At 70.5% G+C, this 22060-nt stretch carries 23 protein-coding genes and 1 tRNA gene; 8 read left to right on the forward strand and 16 right to left on the reverse strand.

What is annotated here, in order from left to right; translation table 11 throughout:
• The coding region (locus BMY19_RS05620) for an MCP four helix bundle domain-containing protein (RefSeq protein WP_100251135.1) at positions 1–1131 on the reverse strand (1131 nt) is incomplete at its 3' end.
• Between the two features lie 468 nt (positions 1132–1599).
• Here BMY19_RS05620 and upp point away from each other — a divergent pair.
• The gene (upp, locus tag BMY19_RS05625; protein WP_020096508.1) at positions 1600–2235 is read left to right on the forward strand and encodes a uracil phosphoribosyltransferase; all 636 of its coding nucleotides are present in this window, start codon (positions 1600–1602) and stop codon (positions 2233–2235) included.
• 9 nt (positions 2236–2244) lie between these two features.
• Here upp and BMY19_RS05630 read toward each other — a convergent pair whose 3' ends face one another.
• From BMY19_RS05630 to kaiC, 4 genes are read right to left on the reverse strand one after another with little or no spacing between them, the layout of a single operon-like run.
• Positions 2245–3996 (reverse strand): ATP-binding protein, encoded by a 1752-nt coding sequence (locus tag BMY19_RS05630; protein ID WP_100251136.1) that lies wholly within the window; start codon positions 3994–3996, stop codon positions 2245–2247.
• Positions 3996–4313, reverse strand: coding sequence for a circadian clock KaiB family protein (locus BMY19_RS05635; RefSeq protein WP_042670640.1), 318 nt, complete (start codon positions 4311–4313; stop codon positions 3996–3998). The genes BMY19_RS05630 and BMY19_RS05635 overlap by 1 nt, the downstream gene beginning before the upstream one ends.
• Positions 4310–4651 carry a circadian clock KaiB family protein gene (locus BMY19_RS05640; RefSeq protein ID WP_056528328.1) on the reverse strand — a complete coding sequence of 114 codons (342 nt, stop codon included), beginning with the start codon at positions 4649–4651 and terminating at the stop codon, positions 4310–4312. The genes BMY19_RS05635 and BMY19_RS05640 overlap by 4 nt, the downstream gene beginning before the upstream one ends.
• Entirely contained in the window at positions 4648–6336 is a 1689-nt protein-coding gene (gene kaiC / locus BMY19_RS05645) for a circadian clock protein KaiC (RefSeq protein ID WP_170862915.1), read from the reverse strand. Before kaiC ends, BMY19_RS05640 begins: the two co-directional genes overlap by 4 nt.
• Positions 6337–6583: 247 nt before the next feature.
• Here kaiC and BMY19_RS05650 point away from each other — a divergent pair, with 247 nt between their 5' ends.
• The 4 genes from BMY19_RS05650 (at position 6584) to BMY19_RS05665 (ending at position 10122) form a co-directional block, all read left to right on the forward strand.
• The gene (locus BMY19_RS05650; RefSeq protein ID WP_100251138.1) at positions 6584–7210 is read left to right on the forward strand and encodes a DUF938 domain-containing protein; all 627 of its coding nucleotides are present in this window, start codon (positions 6584–6586) and stop codon (positions 7208–7210) included.
• A gap of 119 nt (positions 7211–7329) precedes the next feature.
• A complete protein-coding gene (locus BMY19_RS05655; protein WP_100251139.1) occupies positions 7330–8571 on the forward strand; it encodes an ABC transporter substrate-binding protein in 1242 nt (413 codons plus the stop codon).
• Between the two features lie 121 nt (positions 8572–8692).
• The gene (locus tag BMY19_RS05660; RefSeq protein ID WP_100251140.1) at positions 8693–9706 is read left to right on the forward strand and encodes an NAD(P)H-quinone oxidoreductase; all 1014 of its coding nucleotides are present in this window, start codon (positions 8693–8695) and stop codon (positions 9704–9706) included.
• A gap of 113 nt (positions 9707–9819) precedes the next feature.
• Positions 9820–10122: a flagellar basal body-associated FliL family protein gene (locus BMY19_RS05665; protein ID WP_020091847.1), complete on the forward strand. Its 303-nt coding sequence runs from the start codon at positions 9820–9822 to the stop codon at positions 10120–10122.
• 45 nt (positions 10123–10167) lie between these two features.
• Here BMY19_RS05665 and BMY19_RS05670 read toward each other — a convergent pair whose 3' ends face one another.
• From BMY19_RS05670 to BMY19_RS05715, 10 genes are all read right to left on the reverse strand, one after another.
• A complete protein-coding gene (locus BMY19_RS05670; protein ID WP_026604743.1) occupies positions 10168–11049 on the reverse strand; it encodes a 3-hydroxybutyryl-CoA dehydrogenase in 882 nt (293 codons plus the stop codon).
• Positions 11050–11232: 183 nt separating this feature from the next.
• Complete coding sequence (locus BMY19_RS05675) at positions 11233–12186, reverse strand: electron transfer flavoprotein subunit alpha/FixB family protein (RefSeq protein ID WP_100251141.1); 954 nt, start codon at positions 12184–12186, stop codon at positions 11233–11235.
• 66 nt (positions 12187–12252) lie between these two features.
• Complete coding sequence (locus BMY19_RS05680; protein WP_056528346.1) at positions 12253–13002, reverse strand: electron transfer flavoprotein subunit beta/FixA family protein; 750 nt, start codon at positions 13000–13002, stop codon at positions 12253–12255.
• A 167-nt stretch (positions 13003–13169) separates the two neighbouring features.
• On the reverse strand, positions 13170–13742 hold the full coding sequence (locus tag BMY19_RS05685) for a cob(I)yrinic acid a,c-diamide adenosyltransferase (RefSeq protein ID WP_056528350.1): 573 nt from the start codon (positions 13740–13742) through the stop codon (positions 13170–13172).
• 13 nt (positions 13743–13755) lie between these two features.
• Positions 13756–14385, reverse strand: a complete 630-nt coding sequence (locus BMY19_RS05690) for an acyloxyacyl hydrolase (protein ID WP_056528353.1) — start codon at positions 14383–14385, stop codon at positions 13756–13758.
• Between the two features lie 138 nt (positions 14386–14523).
• Positions 14524–14709 carry a twin transmembrane helix small protein gene (locus tag BMY19_RS05695; protein ID WP_020091853.1) on the reverse strand — a complete coding sequence of 62 codons (186 nt, stop codon included), beginning with the start codon at positions 14707–14709 and terminating at the stop codon, positions 14524–14526.
• A gap of 67 nt (positions 14710–14776) precedes the next feature.
• Positions 14777–17410 carry a TIGR02302 family protein gene (locus BMY19_RS05700; protein WP_244534847.1) on the reverse strand — a complete coding sequence of 878 codons (2634 nt, stop codon included), beginning with the start codon at positions 17408–17410 and terminating at the stop codon, positions 14777–14779.
• Positions 17411–17547: 137 nt separating this feature from the next.
• A complete protein-coding gene (gene phaZ, locus BMY19_RS05705) occupies positions 17548–18756 on the reverse strand; it encodes a polyhydroxyalkanoate depolymerase (RefSeq protein ID WP_100251142.1) in 1209 nt (402 codons plus the stop codon).
• Positions 18757–18991: 235 nt separating this feature from the next.
• The gene (locus BMY19_RS05710; protein ID WP_020091856.1) at positions 18992–19237 is read right to left on the reverse strand and encodes a hypothetical protein; all 246 of its coding nucleotides are present in this window, start codon (positions 19235–19237) and stop codon (positions 18992–18994) included.
• 170 nt (positions 19238–19407) lie between these two features.
• Entirely contained in the window at positions 19408–19617 is a 210-nt protein-coding gene (locus BMY19_RS05715) for a hypothetical protein (protein ID WP_100251143.1), read from the reverse strand.
• 379 nt (positions 19618–19996) lie between these two features.
• Here BMY19_RS05715 and BMY19_RS05720 point away from each other — a divergent pair, with 379 nt between their 5' ends.
• From BMY19_RS05720 to BMY19_RS05730, 3 genes are all read left to right on the forward strand, one after another.
• Positions 19997–20650 carry a Maf-like protein gene (locus BMY19_RS05720; RefSeq protein WP_100251144.1) on the forward strand — a complete coding sequence of 218 codons (654 nt, stop codon included), beginning with the start codon at positions 19997–19999 and terminating at the stop codon, positions 20648–20650.
• Positions 20647–20832 carry a DNA gyrase inhibitor YacG gene (gene yacG, locus BMY19_RS05725; protein WP_100251145.1) on the forward strand — a complete coding sequence of 62 codons (186 nt, stop codon included), beginning with the start codon at positions 20647–20649 and terminating at the stop codon, positions 20830–20832. Before BMY19_RS05720 ends, yacG begins: the two co-directional genes overlap by 4 nt.
• A 103-nt stretch (positions 20833–20935) precedes the next feature.
• Positions 20936–21011: transfer RNA gene (locus tag BMY19_RS05730), tRNA-Phe, on the forward strand.
• A gap of 104 nt (positions 21012–21115) precedes the next feature.
• Here the strand turns inward: BMY19_RS05730 and BMY19_RS05735 are convergent.
• A complete protein-coding gene (locus tag BMY19_RS05735) occupies positions 21116–21868 on the reverse strand; it encodes a Crp/Fnr family transcriptional regulator (RefSeq protein ID WP_020091860.1) in 753 nt (250 codons plus the stop codon).
• Between the last annotated feature and the right edge of the window lie 192 nt (positions 21869–22060).

Raw genomic sequence — 22060 nt, forward strand, 5'->3', positions numbered from 1 at the left:
CTCCGCGACCGCCGCCCGCGCGAGACCGGCCGAGCCGTCGACCTGCCGGCCGATCTCCTGCACGGAGGCGCCGAGTTCCTCGGCCGCCGCCGCCACGGTGCCGACGTTGCTGGCCGCCTCCTCGGCCGCGGCCGCGACGGTGGTCGACTGCCCCGCGGTCTCGGCCGCGGTCTCCGTCATGCCGCGGGCCGTGGCCTGCAGGCCGGCCGCCGCGGTCGAGACCTGCGCGACAATCCCGCCGACGGCGTCGGCAAACCGGTCGGCGACCTGCCGCATCGCGAGGCCGCGCTGACGCTCCGCGTCCTGCCGCGCCGCCTCGGCCTCGGCCTCCAGCTGCCGGGTGCGGATCAGGTTGTCCTTGAACACCTGCACGGCCGCCGCCATGGCGCCGATCTCGTCGCGACGGTGCCGGAACGGGACCTCGGTGCCGGCCTCACCCCGCGCCAGTCGGGTCATCGCGGCGGTCATCGCGGCGATCGGCCGCGAGATGTAGAGGAGGCCGAAGATCGCCGCCGCCAGGGCGGACACCAGCGCGAGGCCGATGCTGGCGACGGCCGCGGCGGACGCGGCCTCGACCCGGCTCATCGCCGCGTCCGCGTCCTGCTGCGCCGCTTTCTCGTCGTGGTCCGCCAGACGGGCCAGGGCCGCCCGGGCGCCGTCGTACAGTGCCACGACGTCGGGCCGGATCAGCAGCGCGGTCGCCTCCGTCTGCCGCCCCGCCTCCACGAGGCGCCGCACGTCCCGATCCACCTCCGCGTATCGGGTCCAGGACGCGCCGAACGCGTCGTAGTGCCGCCGCTCCTCGGCGGTGGTGATCAGCGGTTCGTAAGCCCGGCGCGCATCGCGCAGCCGCGCGTGCGTGTTTGCCAGGGCGGCCTCATTGGCGTCCCGGTGCTCCGGCGTATCCGACAGCAGGATGAGCCGGTACTGCTTGATGCGCACCTCGGAGGCCGCCACTTCGATCGCGCCGACCTTCTCGAGGGAGGGCACCCAGTCCCTGGCCAGCGCCGTCGCAGCCTGCCCGATCCCGGCCAGCTGACGGAGGGACAGACCGCCCTGCGCCGCGGAGATCAGGGCAAGTCCCGCGAAGAGAAGGGCCAGGATTGCTTTGAGTGGAATGGATGCGCGCATGACGATCCTCGGCCAGATCCGAGTGCGGGACGGTCGCATCGGGCGGCCCGACGCAGGCGACTGCATCTAGCCACTTCGGGATCTCGCGCAACTCGCGCCTTAAAAACATCATTGAACAATTTTTGCTTATAAAAATTCTGCAGAAATTGATAATTTACTGAACAAAGCTACATTATCATATCAGATAAAGGTCAACCCTCGCGCAGGTTCGAGTATCCGGTTCGCCCGAAAATCTCTCTTATCCAAACGAAAGCGTTGATCGCGACGAGACAAGTGACACTTGTGCCAGGCCCGCACGCGACGGTCCGCGGCGACCGAGACTCCATCCTTGCGAGAAGATTTCGCGCCCGGCCGCGACGCCTACCCGAGTCCTCGCGCACCACCTTCGACCCGGCCTTACGCCGGACGAGTTGCACCCCGGCCTTCGCTCCTGCATTGCTCCTCAACCGCAAGGGGAGGGTTCGGGGCATGTCGACGGCTCGGGTCACCGTGGTCGATCACCCGCTGGTGCAGCACAAGCTGACCCATCTGCGGGACAAGAACCGCTCGACCAAGGGCTTCCGGCAGATCCTCAACGAGATCGGGATGCTCCTGGCCTACGAGGTGACCCGTGACCTCCCGCTGGAGCCTGTCACCATCGAGACGCCCCTCCAGCCGATGCAGGGGCAGCAGATCCAGGGCAAGAAGCTGGTGCTCGCGCCGATCCTCCGCGCCGGAGTGGGCTTTCTCGACGGCATGCTGTCGCTGGTCCCGTCGGCCCGCGTCGCGCATATCGGGCTCTACCGGGATCCCGAGACGCTGGAAGCCGTGGAGTACTACTTCAAGGCGCCGTCCGATCTGGCCGACCGGACGGTGCTGGTGCTAGATCCGATGCTGGCGACCGCCAACTCGGCGATCGCGGCCCTCGACCGCCTCAAGGCCCGGGGCGCCTCCGACCTCCGCTTCGTCTGCCTACTGGCGGCGCCGGAGGGCCTCGCCAAGTTCCAGGCCGCCCATCCGGACGTGCCGGTCTGGACCGCGGCGATCGACAGCCACCTGAACGACCACGGCTACATCGTCCCGGGCCTCGGCGACGCCGGCGACCGGATGTACGGCACCCGCTAGGAGCCGGCCTCAGCGCCGACGCTGGGCTCCGGCGCGGCCCTTGCCGACGACCTTGCGGAGGGTCTGCGAGAGCTGATCCACCGAGTAGGGCTTCTGGATCAGGTCGAAGCCGTGGACGCCCTCCTGCGCCAGCACGTGGCTGTAGCCGGAGGTGAGGACCACCGGCAGGTCGGGCAGGCGCCGCTGCAGCTCGCGGGCCAGCGCGATACCGCCCATGCCGGGCATCACGACGTCGGAGAAGACGGCGTCGAAGCGGAAGGGGATCCTCTCGATCTCGACGAGCGCCTCCTCGGCATTGGTCGCCCAGACGGTCTTGTGCCCGAGATCCTCCAGGATCTGCGTGGCGAAGCGGCCGACCTCGATGTTGTCCTCGACGACCAGCACGCAGAGGCTGGCGCCGTCGAGCCCGTTCTCCTCGCTCCGCGGCGTGACGGACATGTCCGGCGCGTGCTCTGCCTGCGGCAGGTAGAGCGTGAAGGTCGTGCCGTGGCCCGGGCTGCTCGACACGTCGACGTCGCCCCCGGACTGCTTGGCGAAGCCGAAGACCTGGGACAGCCCGAGCCCGGTGCCCTTGCCGATGTCCTTGGTGGTGAAGAACGGCTCGAAGATGCGCGGCAGCACGTCGGCCGGAATGCCGATGCCGGTGTCGGACAGCGACACCGCCGCGAAGGTGCTGCGCGACCCCGCGTGACCGCGGATCGCCGGCATCGGCCGGTCGCCGGATAGCTTCAGGGTGAGGGTGCCCTCACCGCCCATCGCGTCGCGGGCGTTCACCGCCATGTTGATCAGCGCGGTCTCGAACTGGCTGAGGTCGGCGCGGATGTAGCAGGGGGTGGCGGGGATCTCGGCCAGAACGCTGATGCGCGCTCCGGTGACCGAATCCAGCATCTCCGCCACGGCCCGCAGCGAGGCGCCCACCTCGAAAACCTCGGGCCGGAGGGCCTGACGGCGCGCGAAGGCCAGGAGCTGGCCGGTCAGCTTGGCGGCGCGGTCGACCGTGTCGGAGATGGCCTCGACGTAACGGCGACGGCGCTCCTCCGGCAGGTCCGGGCGCTTGAGCAGGTCGGTGGAGGATTTGATCACCGTCAGCAGGTTGTTGAAGTCGTGGGCGACGCCGCCGGTCAGCTGCCCCACCGCTTCGAGCTTCTGCGACTGCCGCAGCGCCTCCTCCACGCGCTCGCGCTCGGCGCTCTCGGACTGGAGTTTGGCATGAGCCTCCGCCAACGCCTGCATACTGCGTCGCTGCTCGGTCAGGTCCGTCAGGATCCCGCAGAGGAGCGGCTGATCGCCCTGGCAGGCGAAGCGGCTGAGCGACAGGAAGGTCGCGCTCTCCGATCCCGCCGCGTGCAGCGCGATCTCCTCGCGGACGGGCCCGTCCATCGCGTGCCGGATCAGGCGCCCGAGGTCGACATCCGCGTGGACGAAATTCCGGAGCGCGCGGCCGGTCAGGCGCTCCTGCTGCTCGCCGAGCATCTCGGCCAGCCGCCGGTTGCAGTAGAGCAGCGTCCCGTCCAGCGCCAACGTGAACGCGCCTTCCTGCATCTGCTCGATTAGCGCCCGGTAGGGCAGGTCCGCGTTCTCGAGCGTGTAGACGAGGCGCTCGTGGTTCGGGCCCTCCACCACGACGGCGTCGAAATCGCCCCGGCGGATGGCCGCGAGGGTCTCCTCGCTCTCCTCCAGCCGCGCCTCGAGCTCGCGGATATGGGCGCGATAGGCGTCGAGCCCGGGCTCGTCGCCGGGCAGCAGAGCGTCCACACCCATCAGAGCGGCTCCGCGGCGGACGCGATCTCGAGACTGCGCAGCACGCGGCCCTCATCCAGGAGGTCGCCCGAGAGGCGCCGTTCCGGCCCCGGCGCCAGTCTCAGGAGTGTGGGCGCGGCGAGGATCCCGTCGCGCTCGGCAAGGTCGGGCTGCTGATAGATGTCGACGATCTCCAGCTCGTAGCGGCCCGGGAAGTGGGCCTCGCAGATGCGGCGCAGCACTTCGACCGCGCGCAGCGAGCGCGACGCGGTTCCGGCCACGAACAGCCGCAACCGGACGTGCTCCGCGTCCGTCGGAGACGAGGCGGCCGCGTTCAAGGCCGGTCGGCCTTGGGACGGATGTCGAGGCCGACCAGAACCTTCTCGGTGTTCGACAGGTCGCCGATGATCCGCTTGAGCGGCGACGGCAGCCGGCGCACGAGGGTCGGGATCGCGAGGATCTGATCGCCGGCGGCGAGCTGAGGGTTCTTCATGAGATCGATGACCTCGATGTCGTAATGGCCGGCCAGGTGCTCCTCGCAGAACCGCTTCAGGTTGCTCAGGGCAGCGAGAGACTTGGCCGTCTGCCCGGCGACGTAGAGGCGCAGGTGATAGTGGCCGGAATCGCGGTCGGGATCCGTCTCGGGTGCTTGGTCGTCCGATGTCGTATCGCTCATTCCGCGGCACTCCGTCGTGCGCTCAACGCCTGCTGCTCCGCCGCGAGCGTGACGCCCCGCGCCGCGTCCTCGGTACGCAGGCTCTCCTCCTCGTCCACGGCCGCCTCGAGACCGGCCCTGAGCTCCTCGATCTGACGCTCCAAGGCGGAGCGTCGGCGCGCCATATCCCGGAGCCGGCGCTCGGTCGCGTCCCGGTGCTGCAGCGCGGCCGCGCGTTCCTGAGCCTCCTGAACCAGGCGCGCGGTGCCGGTGAGAACACCTGAAGGACCAATATAGGCATCCACCAACTGGATCCCGTCCGACGACATCAGAAATTCGCGGATCTGGTTGGAGTGGCTCATACCCCGCGCCTTGATGACGTAGAGGGTCCGCGTCCGCTCGCCGTTCGCCTCCATGTTCTGGAGCTTGATCCAGGCATCCATCAGGGAGGACACGCCGAGATCGTTGTCCTCGATCAGGGAGCCGTCGCCGCGGAGGGTCGTGAAGATCGCCGTGATGCCGCGGGTCTTGATCAGGTCGATCATGCGCAGGAGCGTCGCCTGCAGCTCGCCCGAAGACCCGCGCAGGGCCGAGATCGGGTCGAGCACCACCACGTCCGGCCGGAACTGGTCGAGGTCGCGGTGCATCCGCGCGAGATGCGTCTCCAGACCGAACAGGCTCGGCCGCGCGGCCTCGAAGCGGAGGCGGCCGCTCGCCACGTGCGCGGCGAGGTCGAGCCCGATCGAGCGCGCGTTGCGGATGATCTGGGCACCGCTCTCCTCGAACACGAAGGCCATGCAGCGCTCGCCGCGCCGGCAGGCCGCGTCGAGGATCGAGGCGGCGAGCATGCTCTTCCCGGTCCCGGCCTCGCCGGAGATCAGGATCCCGGAGCCGCGATGGAAGCCCCGCGGTCCCAGCATGGCGTCGAGCCCGGCGATCCCCGTCGAGAGGATGCCGTCGGGCACCCCGTAGACGAGATCCGCCGAGGTCACCGGCAGGACGCTGATCCCCGCGTGATCGATCAGGAACGGGTACTCGTTGGTGCCGTGGGCGGAGCCTCGATACTTGACGACGCGCAACCGTCGCGTGGTGATCTGGTCCTCGACGCGGTTGTCGAGCAGCACGACGCAGTCGGAGACGTACTCCTCCAGGCCCTGGCGGGTGAGCGGCCCGTCGCCGCGCTCGCCCGTGATGATCGCGGTCAGGCCGCGATCCTTGATCCAGCCGAACAGGCGGCGCAGCTCGGCGCGGAGCAGGGTCGGATCGGTGAAGCCCGCGAACAGCGTCTCGATCGTGTCGAGGACGACGCGCTTGGCCCCGATCGAGTCCACCGCGAAGCCGAGGCGGATGAACAGGCCCTCGAGGTCGTACTCTCCGGTCTCCTCGATCTCGCTCCGCTCCACGCGCACGTGGTCGATGGCGAGATGGCCCGCGGCGACGAGACCGTCGAGGTCGTAGCCGAGCGACGCGACGTTCGCCGCCAGATCCTCGGCCCGCTCCTCGAAGCTCATGAACACGCCGGGCTCGCCGTAGAGCGTCGCGCCGTTGACCAGGAAGGTCGTGGCGAACAGCGTCTTGCCGCAGCCCGCGGCGCCGCAGATGAGCGTCGGCCGCCCGGCCGGCAGACCGCCATGGGTCAGGTCGTCGAAACCGGTGATGCCGGTCGCGACCTTGGGCAGTGTCCGGGCGGCTTGCGGGTCGGGCACGATGGGCGAATCCCTGGACGTCTCGGAGGACGGCAAGTCCGGAAGTGGGGCGGCGCTTTCAACCCTGCCGGGCCGATCGGGACGGTTCGCACCGCGAGAGACGCGGAGGCTGGCGCGAACAGCGCGTCGAACGGGCGGAACACCGGTGGAATGCGGTATGGCAACGGGTCCGCCCGCGCAATATGGGTGTGTGACGCGTCCGGCCGCCATCCCGTCGACGGACTGCGCAGACCGATGGAGGGCCTCCATGCTCGGCTGGGACGTCGACGTCACCGAGGCCCTGACGGCGCCGGCCGTCGCGCGCAACCGCGACGCGATCCTGGCCGTGCTCCGCGAGATCCTGCCCGACAGCGGCACCGTTCTGGAGATCGCCAGCGGCTCCGGTGAGCACGCGGTTCACGTCGCCGCGGCCCTGCCTGGCCTGGACTGGCTGCCGAGCGATCCCGAACCCGCCGCCCGGCGCAGCATCGCCGCGCACGCGCTCCGGGCCGGGCTCGCCAATATCCGGCCGCCGCTCGCGCTCGACGCCGCCGCCGCGGCGTGGCCCGTCGCGCGGGTCGACGGGATCGTGTGCATCAACATGATCCACATCGCGCCCTGGGCCGCCACCGAGGGCTTGATGGCCGGCGCCGGACGCGTCCTGAGCGCGGGCGGCGTCCTGTTCCTGTACGGGCCGTTCCGCGAGGCGGATCGGCCGTTCGCGGAGAGCAACGCCGCCTTCGACGCCTCCTTACGCGCGCGGGATCCCGCCTGGGGCGTGCGGGACCTCGACGCTGTCGCGGCGGAAGCGGCCCAACACGGGCTCAGCCTGGTCCGGCGCGTGGCCATGCCCGCCAACAATCTGAGCCTGATCTTCGGCCGGGCGGACAGGTGAGCGCCCGTCTGTCACGGCTTTCCGCATCTGCACACTGTATTCAAGCATCCGCGTGCTGCACTATCCTGTCCTGGACCCGATGCGGCGGCAAAAGCCGCACGGGCCGCAGGAGGAAGCCCATGCCGATGGAACGCAGCGTCTCGAGCCGGGCCCTGGCCCTGCTCGCAGTGGCCGGATTACTGGGATCGACGCAGGCGCGGGCCGCGGATCCCATCAGGATCGGGGTGATCGCCGAGGCGCAGTCCGTGGTCGGGGCCTCGATCCCGCAGGCCGTCCAGCTCGCCGCCGACGAGATCAACGCCCAGGGCGGCGTCGACGGGCGCCAGATCCAGGTCGTCACCTACGACGACAAGTCCTCCGCCTCCGACGCGGTCCGCGCCTTCCAGCGGGCGGTCTCCGAGGACAAGGTCAACCTCGTCATCGCCAGCTACATCTCCGAGGTCGTGCTGGCGCTGATGCCCTGGGCGGCCCGGCTCAAGACGCCGATGATCACGCCCGGCGCGGCCTCGAACGAGATCAGCGCCGCGGTCCACAAGGACTACGCGCGCAACAAGTACACCTTCCACGGCTACCTGACCTCGGCGGCACTCGCCCAGTCCATCTGCGATTCCACCAAGGACATGCTGATCGACCTGATGAAGGTGAAGACCGCCGCGATCATGAGCGAGGACGCGGCCTGGACCCGGCCGCTCGACGTCGGCTACGAGAAGTGCCTGCCCGAGATCGGTGTGAAGGTCGTCGACCACATCCGCTTCTCGCCGGACACGGGCGACTTCACGCCGATCTACAACAAGATCGAGGCGGCCAAGCCCGACCTGATCGTCACCGGCATCTCGCATGTCGGCGTGCAGCCGACCGTGCAGTGGCAGAACCAGAAGGTGCCGCTCGCCATGACCGGCATGAACTCGCAGGCGACCTCCTCGACCTTCTGGTCGAACACCAACGGCGCGACCCAGGGCGTGATCTTCCAGAGCATCGCGGTGCCGGGCGCGGCGATCACCGACAAGTCGCTCGCCTTCAGCGCCGCGTTCAAGAAGCGCTTCGGCAGCGACCCGTCCTACGCCGGGTACATGGCCTACGATCAGGTCTACTACGCCGCCGACGCGGTGAAGCGGGCCGGCACCACGGAGGCCGACAAGCTGGTCGACGCCCTGGAGAAGACCGACTGGGTCGGCACCGTCGGGCGCACGCAGTTCTACGGCAAGGACGACCCGTTCACCCACTCGATCAAGTACGGGCCGGGCTTCGTCACCGGCCTGATGGCGCAGTGGCAGGACGGCAAGCAGGTCGCGGTCTGGCCGAAGAGCCTCGCGCAGGGCGCGATCGTCCTCCCGGCGGCCGTGAAGGCGGCGGCCCGCTAGGCGGCACCCCGGACCGGCAGCGGGCGCGCGGCTTGCCAAGCGCGCCCGTTGCCGCAAGTAGAGCCGGGCCGCGACACCGTGAGCGCGGCCGAGACGACGTGCGCGCTGAGGACAATCGCTGATGGCCACCACCGACCTGCCCGGGACCATGCGCCAGATCCGCTACGCGGGTTCCGGCGGACCGGAGGTGATCAGCCTGGAGAACGCGCCCGTGCCGAGCCCGGGGCCCGGCCAGGTCCTGATCGAGGTGGTGGCGGCCGGGGTGAACCGGCCCGACGTCGCGCAGCGGTCCGGGGTGTACCCGCCGCCGCCCGGCGCCACCGAGATTCCCGGCCTCGAAGTCGCCGGCCGCGTGGTCGCGCTCGGCAGCGGAGTCGAGGGCCTGTCGGCCGGCGACGAGGTCTGCGCGCTTGTGATCAGCGGCGGCTACGCCGAGTACGCCGTGGCCGAGGCGGCCCACTGCCTGCCGCGACCGAAGGCCGTCTCGCTGGTCGATGCCGGCGGTCTGCCGGAGACCTTCTTCACGGTCTACTCCAACGTGGTCCAGCGCGGCCGCCTGACGCGCGGCGAGAGCTTCCTCGTCCACGGCGGGTCGAGCGGCATCGGCGCCACGGCGATCCAGATCGCCAAGCATGTCGGCGCCCGGGTCTTCGCGACGGCGGGCTCCGCCGAGAAGTGCCGGTTCTGCGAAAATCTCGGGGCGGATGCCGCGATCGACTACAAGCAGGCCGACTTCGCCGAGGAACTGAAGCGCCTCACCGACGGGCGCGGCGTCGACGTCATCCTCGACATGATCGGCGCCAGCTACCTCGCCCGGAACCTCAAGTCGCTGGCACCGGACGGGCGGCTGGTGATGATCGCGCTGATGGGCGGCTACAAGGTCGACGGGTTGAACATCACGCCGATCATGCGCAACCGCCTGACCTTCACCGGCTCGACGCTCCGGCCGCGCGGGAAGGCCGACAAGGCCGCGATCGCCGACGGTCTCCGTCAAGACATCTGGCCCGAACTCGAGGCCGGACGCATCCGGTCCGTCACCCACGCCACGTTCCCGCTCGAAGAGGCGCGGGCGGCGCACGAGCTGATGGAATCGAGCGCCCATCTCGGCAAGATCCTGCTGACGACCGGCCGCTGAGCCGGCCCCGTCAGGAACCTGCCTCGGCGGCCCCGCGTTGGCGGCCGGTAACGAGATCGTGTCGCGCAGCGCCCGTTCCGGCGTGTGGCGTCCCGCCGAGGAAGGTTTTGCACATGGCCGAGAGACTGAACCCCAACGAGAGCCGACAGGGCGAGCGCGGCAAGCCGGTGCTCTGGGTCCTGGTGGCGAGCCTCGTCCTGCTGGCGATCGCGACCGTGGGCCTGCTCACGTGGAACGGCGCCAACTCGCCGAAGGACTACGCCAGCCAGAGCCAGGACGCGTCGCGCAAGGAGGTGACGGGCTCGGTCAACGGCCAGTCCGGCGGGTCGTCGCCGTCGAACAGCACCGCCGTTCCGGGCGGCAACCCGTCCTATCCGCAGCCGGCCCAGCCGGGCGCGAACGGCGCGCCGAAGTAAGGCGTCGCGCGCGGGACGGCTCGGGCCGTCCCGCACACGGCCCTCTCAGCGGGTCGGGATCGGCGTCGGGCCGCGGTAATCGTAGAAGCCGCGCTTCGCCTTCCGGCCGAGCCAGCCGGCCTCGACGTACTTCACGAGGAGCGGGCAGGGCCGGTACTTCGAATCGGCGAGGCCCTCGTAGAGAACCTGCATGACCGAGAGGCAGGTATCGAGGCCGATGAAGTCGGCCAGCTGCAGCGGGCCCATCGGGTGGTTCGCGCCGAGCTTCATGGCGGTGTCGATCGACTCGACCGATCCGACGCCCTCGTAGAGCGTGTAGATCGCCTCGTTGATCATCGGCAGCAGGATCCGGTTGACGATGAAGGCCGGGAAATCCTCCGACATCGTCGACGTCTTGCCGAGCTTCGCGATGAACGCCTTGGCCGACTCGTAGGTCGTGTCCTCGGTAGCGATGCCGCGGATCAGCTCGACGAGCTGCATCACCGGCACCGGGTTCATGAAGTGGATGCCGATGAACTTCTCCGGCCGGTCGGTCGCCGCCGCCAGCCGGGTGATGGAGATCGACGACGTGTTGGTCGCCACCAGGGTCTCCGGCCGCAGCGACCCGCACAGCGTGGTGAAGATCTCGCGCTTGGTCGCCTCGTTCTCGGTCGCCGCCTCGATGACGAGATCGCACGGGCCGAGGGCGGCGAAGTCGCGGGCGGGGACGATGCGCGAGCGGGCCTCGCCGCTGTCGCCCTCGGTGAGCGTGCCCTTCGAGACGAGGCGCGCGAGGCTGCCCTCGATCACCGACAGTCCATTCTCGAGCCGGGCGGGATCGCGGTCGTTCAGCAGAACCTCGAAGCCGGCGGTGGCGCAGACCTGCGCGATGCCGCTGCCCATCTGGCCCGCGCCGACGATGCCGACCCGCTTGATCTCCATATGCATGTGCCGACCTGTGCCCCCAAGGCGGATGCCGCAGCGCTGCCGCCCAGCTCTCTGGACGGCACGGACGCGACGGCACCGCGCGAAGTCTCGCCGCTGCTGCCTTCTAGACCAATCCTCGATCCGGAAGGAACCCGTGAAGCCGCGTTCTGCGATAATGCTCGCGGGTTGCCAGATCCGGTGCCGTTACTGGCCCTTGGCTTTGCCGATCTCGGATTGCAGCTCGGGAACGACCTGGAACAGGTCGCCGACGAGGCCGTAATCGGCCACCTGGAAGATCGGCGCGTCCTCATCCTTGTTGATGGCGACGATGACCTTCGAGTCCTTCATGCCGGCGAGGTGCTGGATCGCGCCCGAGATGCCCACCGCGACGTAGAGGTCCGGCGCCACGACCTTGCCGGTCTGCCCCACCTGCCAGTCGTTCGGCGCGTAGCCCGCGTCCACGGCGGCGCGCGAGGCGCCGACGGCGGCGCCCAGCGAGTCGGCCAGCGGCTCGATCAGCTCGTGGAACTTGTCCGAGGATCCGAGCGAGCGACCGCCGGAGACGATGATCCGCGCCGAGGCCAGTTCCGGCCGGTCGGACTTGGCGATCTCCTCGCCCTTGAAGCTCGAGCCGCCCGCCTCAGGCGCGGCCGCCGAGACGGCCTCCACCGGCGCCGGGGCGCCGCCCTCTTCGGCCGCCTTGAAGGCCGCCGTGCGCACGGTGATCACCTTCTTGCCGGCGGGCGCCTGCACGGTCTGGATGGCGTTGCCGGCGTAGATCGGCCGCTCGAACGTGTCGGGCGAGACCACCTTGATGATGTCGGAGACCTGCGCGACGTCGAGCAGGGCGGCCACGCGCGGCAGCACGTTCTTGCCCGTGGTCGAGGCCGAGGCGATGATCGTGTCGTAGGGCTCGGCGATGGCGGCGATGAGCGCCGAGACCGGCTCGGCGAGGTCGTGGTCGTAGACGCCGTCCTCGGCGTTCAGGACCTTCTCGACGCCGTCGAGCCTGCCTGCGGCCTCGGCCACGGCCTTGGAGCCGGTGCCCAGCACGAGCGCGTGGACCGGCGCGCCGATCTCCTTGGCGGCGGCGAGCGCCTTCAGCGTGCTGTCCTTGATCTGGCCGTTGCCGTGCTCGACGAAGAGGAGTGTCGTCATGGTCTGCTGGTGCCCTCGAAGGTGGTGGCGCGGGGCTCGACCGTCGACCGGGAGCCCCGCCTCGGATCAGATGACGCCGGCTTCGACCTTGAGCTTCTGGACGAGCTCGGCCGCGGAGGCGACCTTCACGCCGGCCGAGCGGCCTGGCGGTTCGGCGGTCTTCAGCACCGTGAGCCGCGGGGTCACATCGACGCCCAGCGCGTCGGGCGCCAGCTCCTCCAGGGGCTTCTTCTTGGCCTTCATGATGTTGGGCAGCGACGCGTAGCGCGGCTCGTTGAGGCGCAGGTCCGTCGTTACGATGGCCGGCAGCTTGAGGCTGACGGTCTGCAGGCCGCCGTCGACCTCGCGGGTGACGTCGAGGCTGCCCTCGCCGGGCTCGATCTTGTACGCGAAGGTGCCCTGAGGCCAGCCGAGCAGGGCGGCGAGCATCTGGCCGGTCTGGTTCGAGTCGTCGTCGATCGCCTGCTTGCCGAGGATGACGAGCTCCGGGCTCTCCTTCTCGACGACGGCCTTCAGGAGCTTCGCGACGGCGAGCGGCTCGCAGTTCACGTCGGTCTTCACCAGGATCGCCCGGTCGGCGCCCATGGCGAGTGCCGTGCGCAGCGTCTCCTGCGCCTGCTGCGGGCCGATCGACACGGCCACGATCTCGGTGACCTTGCCCTTCTCCTTCAGGCGGATCGCCTCCTCGACGGCGATCTCGTCGAAGGGGTTCATGGACATCTTGACGTTGGCGAGCTCGACGCCGGAGCCGTCGGCCTTCACGCGAATCTTGACGTTGTAGTCCACCACCCGCTTGACGGGCACCAGCACCTTCATGGCGGTCACGATCCTTCCCCGGAGGATTCTTGTCGTCGTGCAGGCCACTCCCACGGGCGCGCGAGGCGCAACGTGGCCGGGGCACGCAAGGCGCCGGACCGTAACGGCCACATTTCCGCCTTGTCAACGCGGCGCCGTGGCGGCCCCGCGAAAACCGCGATGCCGGCTCAGCGATTGGCGCCGGGCACCCAGAGCACGTCGTCGGCCCCGTCGCCGTTCGCCGCCCGGCTCGCCACGAACAGGAAGTCCGACAGGCGGTTGAGGTAGCGCAGCGCCTCCGGCGAGACCGTCTCGTCCTCCCGCGCCGCGAGGCTCACCGCGAGCCGCTCGGCGCGCCGGCAGACGGTCCGGGCGAGGTGCAGGGCCGCGGCAGCCGGCGAGCCGCCGGGCAGCACGAAGGATTTCAGCGGCGGGATCGCGGCGTTGAGCGCGTCGATGTCGCGCTCCAGCCGGTCGACCTGGCTCGCCACGATCCGCAGCGGCTCGTAGGGGAGGGGCTCGGGGGTCGGCGGCGTCGCGAGGTCGGCGCCGAGGTCGAACAGGTCGTTCTGGATCGCCCCCAGCATCCCGTCGAGGGGGCCCTGCGTGTGCAGGCGCGCCATGCCGATGCAGGCATTGGTCTCGTCGACGGTGCCGTAGGTCTCGACCCGCAGGTCCGCCTTCGAGCGCCGCTGCCCGTCCGCCAGCGCGGTCGTCCCCTTGTCGCCGGTCCTCGTGTAGATGCGGTTGAGCTTGACCACGGGGTGGCGTGCCTCAGAACGTGTAGCCGATCTTGCCGCCGAAATTGGTCAGGCCGCGGTTGTTGGCGCAGAGCCCGGCATTCGACATGTGCTCGACCGTCGCCATGATGCTCCAGTGCTCCGTCAGGCGGAAGCCCAGCGCGGCCGCCTCGCGGAACATCGGCGAGCAGCCGAGGGTGTTGAAGCCGTAGGGCGTCTCGGCCTTCGGGCCGGTCCAGCCGTTATGGGCCACGCCGCCGAAGAACCCGTCGAGGAACACGCGGCGGTTGAAGGTCTCGGGGAAGATCTCAAGCGTCCAGGTCGCGCCGAGATAGGCGTAGCTGGTCCGGCCGCCGGTGTTGTAGCTGCCGCCGACGGTCGGCCGCGGCACGAAGGCCTGCCAGAACGGATCGTCGCTGATGCGCGGCTTGGCGAACAGGATCTCGCCGTTGACGTTCGCCTTGCTGAAGCCGGGGAGCTTGCCCTCGGCGCTCCCGGGATCCTGCACCGCGCCGCCGATCCGGATCTCCGACACGATGCTGAGCGGCTGGACGGGGGCCGCGTAGGCGGCGGGCGGCGGCGGCGCGAGGTCGGCGGCCGAAGCCGGCAGAATCGCCGCCCCGGTCAGAAGGCCGAACAGACGGAGGCGGGAAGGGGCAGTCATGCGGGCTCGGCCGGTTAGGCGCAGCGATTTGCTTCTACCGAGCGTAGCAGAGGCCCGCGCGGCGGGGCGGCCTATTCATCCTTCACCGGATCGAAAGGTGTTCGGTGCGGCGGCGCGGTCACACCCGGCCCGACGACGTCACGCCGAGCGCCACCAGACGACGCCCATGATGATCACGATCGCGACGAACTGCAGGAGCACCCGGAGGCGCATCAGCTTCTGCGAGAGGTTCACGCTGCCGCCGCGCATCATGTTGGCGAGGCCCGCGACCAGGACCGCGGCGACGGCGAGGCAGGCGATCAGGACGAGGGTGTTGGACGACATGCGGTCGGGGATCCGGGTGGGGCGCAAGCCGCGATGCGGCTCGGCGCGTCGTTGAGGTGTCGGGCGCTCAGTTGCGGCGGAGCAGGCGCTCGAAATAGTCGAGTTCCTCGCGGGGGCGACTCGGGTCGCCGAGCTTGCGCCGCAGCTCCTCCATGATGCGCCGGGCGCGCTGGACCGCGGATTCGTCGGCCGTGGGGACGCGGACCCGCCCGTCGCTCATGTCGCGGCCGCGGGTCGGGCGCCCGAGGGGATCGTCGTCGCGCGCGCCGGCCTGACCCTGCTGGCCCGGCTGCTGGCCGCCCTCCTGCTGGCCCTCGCCCTGGCCCTCGGCCATCTCCTGCATCTGCTGGGCCATGCCGTCGGCGCCGCGCTTGAGGCCGTCGAGGGCGCGGCCCTGCGCGTCGACCGCGCCGTCCGAATCGCCGTCCTTCAGCGCGTTCTCGGCCTCGCGCATGGCGTCCTCGGCGTCGGAGAGGCCCTGCTCGCCGCGCATGCCGTTCTCCTTCATGCGCTTCTGAAGGTCCTCCAGCCGCTGCCGGAGCGCCTGCTGGCGCTCGCCGACGCCGCCCTGCTGGCCCTCGCCCTGCTGCCCCTGACCCTTCTGGCCCTGTTGGCCCTGACCCTGCTGGCCTTGCCCCTGCTGACCCTTCTGACCCTGCTGGCGCTGGCCCTGCTGGCCGCGCTGTCCCTGCTGCGGCTGGCCGCGGTTCTGCGGGCGCTGGCCGTCGCGCTGCTCCTCGCCGTCCTTGAAGGTCTCGTCGCGCAGGCCCTGCTGCTCGCGCGACATCGCGTCGAGATCGCGCATCTGCTTCTGCATCTCGCGGGACGCCTGATCGGAGCGTCCGCCGCGCTCGGCGGTCTGGAGATTCTCCAGGATGTTGCGCAGCTGCTCCATCAGGCGTTGCGCCTCGGCGGTGTCGCCGCGCTTCATCGCCTCCGCCATGTCCTGGATCATCTTGTCGAGATCCTCCGGCGTGACGGTCTTGGTCTGCCCGTTGCTCTGGCCGCGCTCGCTCTGCTCGCGGGGCTCGCGGCCCTGCTTCTGCGCCATCTCGGACAGGAACTTGTCGAGCGCCTGCTTCAGGTCCTGCGTCAGGCGCTTGATCTCGTCGTCGGGCGCGTTGCGCTCGATCGCCTCCTTCAGCCGGTCCTGGGCCTGGCGGAGCTGCTTCTCGGCGTCCGACAGGTCGCCGTCCTCGATCTTGAGAGCCATCTCCCAGAGGAGGTCGGCCACCGCGACGAGGTCGGCATCCGTGCGGGCGCGGCGCAGGCGCTCGGTCGCGGTCCGCAGGCCGAGGAAGATCGCGGGCTGCGGCGTGTACGTGTCGGGCGCGACCAGCAGGGCGTCCAGCGCCCCCTGGACCCAGCGGCGATCCGTGTCGGGCGCGATGACGAGCCGGCGGCGCTGCTCGGCGAGCGCGCGCGCCAGCGGCTCGCGGAACGGCCGCGCCGGCAGGACGATCTCGGTGTCGGGCGTGCGCCCCTCCTGGCCGGCCTCGTCCTTGACGACGATGTGGTAGCGGACCTTCGCGCCGGACCACGGGCTCTCGGTGAGGTCCACGAGGGTCTTGGTGTCGGTGTCGCCGCTCGCGTCGCCCGGCAGCGCCAGGTTGATCTGCGGCACCGGGACCAGGGCCCGCGCGGACTTCAGCGGCTCGATCACCGCCTCGGCCGAGCTGATCCCGTAATCGTCCTTCGCCCGGTAGGTCAGGTTGAAGGTGCCGCGCCCGTTCACCTCGGGGCCGCCCACGGCGGTCACCTCCGGCGGCCGGTCGGGGATCGCGTCGACCGTGAGACGCTGCTTGCCCGCCGGGGTGACGATCGTCAGCGCGGCGCCGCCGACGATGCGGTAGCGCTCCTCGCGCAGGTCGGCGCGCGCCTCCTGGCCCGGCACCGGGACGAGGCCGGCATTCGGCGTGAGGGTCGTCTCGGACGCGGCCTTGCCCTGGCCGGCGATCCGCACGATCAGCTGCGCGTTGACAGGCGCGCGCAGGTGCTGGTCGCTCCCGTCCATCGCGATCAGCAGCGGCGGGAGGCGGGTGTAGAGCGGCGGGTCGATCCAGCCGTCCACGCGGAAGTTCGGGCCGGGCGCCGCCGGCTCCTGCCAGTCGAAGGCGGCGCCGATCCGCTGACGCCACTCGGGGCCGGCCACGAACAGGCTGGCGACCGCCGCGACCACCAGGCCGGCGCGCAGCGCGAAGGGGTCGTGCCGGGTCATGCCCGGCCGCGGCAGGCCGACCCGCAGGGCCGAGATCGCCTGCGCGGCGCGGCGCTGGTGGAGGTCCCACAGCAGCCGGCTCCCCGGATCGGCGGCGCCGACGGCGAGGCTGTCCTGGGCGGCCGAGGCCGGCCCGTGCCGCAGCTTCGGATCGCGGGAAGCGGCCTCGCGGTCGAGCCGCGCCAGGGCGAGGCGCCGGTCCGGCCGGGCGATGTGGATCAGCGGCAGGAGCGCGGCGACGAGCAGGATGGCGAGGGCGCCGAGGCCGATCTGGCGCCAGAGCGGCGTGAGGTCGAGCCACACGCCCGCCCAGGAGACGACCAGGAAGAGCAGGAAGACGCCGATGCCGCGCCAGAGCACGGGCCAGGCCTGCTCCCACAGGGCGGCCGCCCGCGCCTGCGCCACGAGCCGGTCGAGCCGCGTGGACGCCGCGTCCCCTCCGCCCACCCGGGTCTTGCTCTCGGTGCCGTTGCTGCCGATCACGCCGACCGTTCCGCCTCACGCCGAAGGAGTGGCCCACGGAGCCGCCCCCGGCGGCCCCCGTCACACGTGCCTAGCATGGTGGGCCGCGCGGGTCGGCGGGTCAAATCGGCGCGACGGCGGCCCGACCGGCGCGCCGGTCAGTTGTGCGCCTGGATGAAGTTGCGCACCTGCGGGTAGATCTGCGACTCCCAGCGCCGCCCGGCGAAGACGCCGTAATGGCCCACGCCGGCCTGGAGGTGGTGGGTCCGCATGTACGGGGCGAGGTCCGAGCACAGGTCGTGGGCCGCCATGGTCTGCCCGACCGCGCAAATGTCGTCCCGCTCGCCCTCGACCGTCATCAGCGCCGTGCGGCGGATCGCGCGCAGGTCGATCGGCTCGCCCCGATACGACACCGCGTTCCGGGCCAGGGCGTGGTCCTGGAACACGGTCTTGACCGTCTCCAGGTAGAAATCGGCGGCGAGATCGAGCACCGCGAAATACTCGTCGTAGAAGGTCTCGATCGCCTCGGCCTTGTCGTGCTCGCCGTTGGCCATGTGCCAGAACAGGTCGGCGTGGCCCTGGACGTGGCGCTTGGCGTTCATCGCCATGAAGGCCGAGACCTGCACGAAACCCGGATAGACCTTGCGGCCGGCCCCCTTGTGGCGCGACGGCACCGTGGCGATCAGGTTCTTCTCGAACCACTCGATCGGCTTGGAGGTCGCGAGCTCGTTCACGCCCGTCGGGTTGATCCGGCAATCCACCGGGCCGGCCATCAGGGTCATGCTGCGCGGGGCGGCCGGGTCCTTCGACTGCGCCATCGCGGCGGCGGCCACGAGGGCCTGCACGGCGGGCTGGCACACCGCCACCATGTGGGCGCCTTCGCCCATGGTCCGCAGGAACTGGATGAGGTGGCTCACGTAGTCGTCGAAGCCGAAGGTCCCGTCGGAGAGCGGCACGTCCCGGGCGTTGTGCCAGTCGGTAATGTAGACGTCGTGATCGGGCAGCATCGTGCGCACGGTGGCGCGGAGCAGCGTGGCGAAGTGGCCCGACATCGGCGCCACCATCAGCACCTTGGGCTGCTCGGTGTGGATGTCCTTCTTGAAGTGGAGCAGCGTGGCGAAGGGCGTGACCTCGACCGCCTCCTCGGAGACCGGGACGCTCCGGTTCCCGACATTCACCGAGTCGATGCCGTAGGGCGGCCGCGCGAAGGTCAGGCCCGCGCGCATCATCATCCGGGCCCCGGCGGACATCCAGGTCGCCGGCTCGCCCCACCCGACCCAGGGCGACCAGATGTCGTTCAGCAGCCGCCCCCACGCCCGGGTCTGGGCGGCCATTTCGGTCTGCAGATCGAACGCGTCGTACAGCATCGGGCAGGCACTCGCTTGAGCCCTGCCCGGCACGCGGGCCATCGGGGCGGCAACGTTGGCGGATGCCGGAGTGAGGGTTGCATCAGCGTGGCCATGCAGGATGGGTCCCGTTCCCGGGGGCGGCAACTGTCCGATAGGCGGATGCGAACAAGAATTGTCGTGACGTGACTTTGATGCACCACGCGCCGCGCCGATCACATTCGGGTGTGCCGAATCGCCCGGCACACCCCCGTCGTCACGAGGCGCGGCGAATGACCGGGCGCGGGTCGGACTCACTCCGGCGATGCTCGCAGGCGACCTTGAGGTACCGGTCGCTGCCCCCGGGCAACCCGGCCTGGGCGGCCATCGTCTGGGCGTGCATCAGGCATTCCATCGGCGTGTGCGCCGGCGCGACGATGACGTCGAGGGCGGTGTCGCGCGAGCAGTCCTGGGCCAGCAGCGTGCCGGCACAGACGAGGGCAACGGAGAGCAATTCCGACATGACGGACCTCAGCTTCGAGTGATCGAAAGGTCCGCGGGGTGCTCCGGCGTGCGAGCCACCGCGTTGTCGTTGCCTGGTCGCTTCCTCCGGTTGCTGAAGACTCGAAGCACGTCATGTGCCAGCGCAGCACAACGCGTCCCTTGAGAGGTGCAATGTCGTCCGGGCCGGACTCAGTCGCGGGCGGGAAGCCAGCGCGTCTCCGGCTCGTCGGCGGGCAGGAGCGCCGCGACCGCGTCGAGGTCGACCACGTACTGATCGGTGAGGCGCTGCCACATCTCGACCGGCGTGGCGACCTGCGGCCGGAGCCCGTCGAGGGCGCGGGCGAGCAGGGCCGCATTGACGAGCTTCGGGCGCGGCACGAGCGGGTCAGCGTTCAGCATCGATGACGATCCCATTGGACTGCCGCCATCCTGCGTCCATCGTGGTTAACGATGGGTTACGTGCCGCCTCGACAACTTGCGCTGTTCTTGCGGACGCTCCCGCGCCGGGCTCTGAGCTGGATTCCCCGGCGTCCCGGTCACGCCGAGGCGCCGCCAGACCTGAGCAACGCTGCCCACGGACGCACCGGGCCGCGCGGGATCGCCCAGGCGAATCCACGCGCGTTCGCCCGGGGCGTCGGCACCCGCTCGAGTTCACAAGCCGGACCCCTTCCCTTATCAGGCAGGCGCATCGAGCCTGTCCCGGCCGACGAAGTGCCGCCGCGCAGCGCGCGCACGGCTCCGGTCGCGCGGCTCCGGTCGATTGTGCGAACGGGACATCATGGACGCCAAACCTGAAGCGATCGGCGCGACGCAGGAGCCGACGGCGCGACTCGTGCTCGCATCCGCTTCGCCCCGCCGTCTCGCGCTGCTCCAGCAGATCGGGATCGAGCCCGCGGCGCTCCTGCCCGCCGAGATCGACGAGACACCGCGCAAGGCCGAGCCGCCGCGCGAGCTGGCGCGTCGCCTCGCGCGGACGAAGCTCGCCACCGCCGAGGCGGCGCTCCACCTGGAGGACACGACGACGCCGACCTGGCTTCTCTCGGCCGACACGGTCGTCGCGGTCGGGCGGCGCGTCCTGCCGAAGGCCGAGATCCCCGACGAGGCCGCGGATTGCCTGCGCCTGCTCTCGGGCCGGCAGCACCGGGTCTACACGGCGGTCTGCGTGCTCTCGCCCCGCGGGCGCCGCGAGCGGATCGTCGAGAGCCGCATCCGGTTCAAGCGGCTCTCGGGCCGGGACATCCAGGGCTACGTGGCCTCGGGCGAGTGGCGCGGCAAAGCCGGCGGCTACGCGATCCAGGGACTGGCCGGGGCCTTCGTGGTCAAGCTGGTCGGCTCGTATAGCGGCGTGGTCGGCCTGCCGCTCTACGAGACCCTGAGCCTGCTCGACGGCGAGGGGTATCCCGTGCGGGCCGGGTGGGGCGCCCTCGCATGACCCGGGAGCGCCGGCCGCCCCCCTGTCCGATCTGTCGGCAGCCCTCCACGCCGGACTTCCGGCCGTTCTGCTCCCAGCGCTGCGCCGACGTCGATCTGGGGCGCTGGCTCAACGAGCGCTACGCGATCCCCGAGGAGCTCGATCCCGACGCGCCGCCGCCCCCGCCGGATCCGGAGCGCTGAATTTTTCGGCCTTCCGGTCCCGTCGATGTCACGCGAGGCTGGACAGGCCGCCAAGCACTCACTATACCCCGCGACGTCCGAGGCCGGCACCGGCGCGGACGACGCCCAGGTAGCTCAGTTGGTAGAGCATGCGACTGAAAATCGCAGTGTCGGCGGTTCGACTCCGTCCCTGGGCACCATCATCCCGCTGAGCGCCCGACCATCGGATCGGTAGAGCCGGCGACAGGGTCCTCGATTTTCTGACAATACTCGGCTGCAGATCGCGCGCGTCCGCGCGTCCCAATCAGCGCGTCTCCGCGTCGCGCAGGTGCAGGTAGGTCGGATCGAATTCGGCCGCTTCCTGCAGCCCGGCCCAATCGTGGACGGTGAGGCGGCGACCCCGGAGCGTGATCAGGCCGGCGGCTTTGAGATCGCGGATCGTCCGGTTGACGTGGACCGACGTGATCCCGAGGGCATCCGCGAGTTCGGGCTGCGTCATCGGCAGGTCGCAGGTCCGGTCGGGTGCCAGACCGACGGCGTCGAGGCGGGTCATCAGCTCGCAGAACAGGTGAGCCATCCGCGCATACGCTTCCCGGCGCCCGGTGTTGAGCATCCATTCCCGGACCAGGGCGGCGTCCATCAGCGTCGCGCGCCAGAACACCTCGTTGAGGCGCGGGTGCGCCCGCAGCATCGCCCGGACCGTGTCGTGCTGGACGAAGCCGAGGCGGCAGGCGCTCACCGTGGCGATGTTGATGTCGAGTACCTCCAGGAACAGGCTCTGGAAATCCGGCACGTCCCCGGGGACGTGGTAGCTCATCACCTGCCGCTTGCCCGCTCGTGTCGACTTGTAGGTGCAGGCGATACCGCTGAGCAGCGTGAAGCTCCGGGACGGCCGGTCGCCCTCCCGAATGATGTCCTGGTTGGGTTCGAACTGGGCGACCTGCAGCGGGAGCGCGACGAGGGCGGCGCGCTCCGCGTCGGACAGCCGGAACAGGGCCACGGTCTCGATCCGGCGCAGGAACGGATCTCTGACCGACGGTTGGGGTGTCTCGTTCATCGCGCCTCGGCCGTCCGGCAGAAGCGCTCGGCGTCGCGCGGCCGGTCGTCCACCGTCGTTGGTCCCCCCGTAAGTGTAGGGTCCCGGTCGGGCGCGACCAGGGCGAGGGCCGGCGCCGCGCGCCCTCGGTGAGGCCGGGACTGGAATTTCCCGCCCCGTCCGCGCACAGAAGTCCGGCGGCGCGATCGCCGT

The sequence above is a fragment of the Methylobacterium sp. UNC300MFChir4.1 genome (assembly GCF_900110155.1).
Taxonomy (GTDB): Bacteria; Pseudomonadota; Alphaproteobacteria; order Rhizobiales; family Beijerinckiaceae; genus Methylobacterium.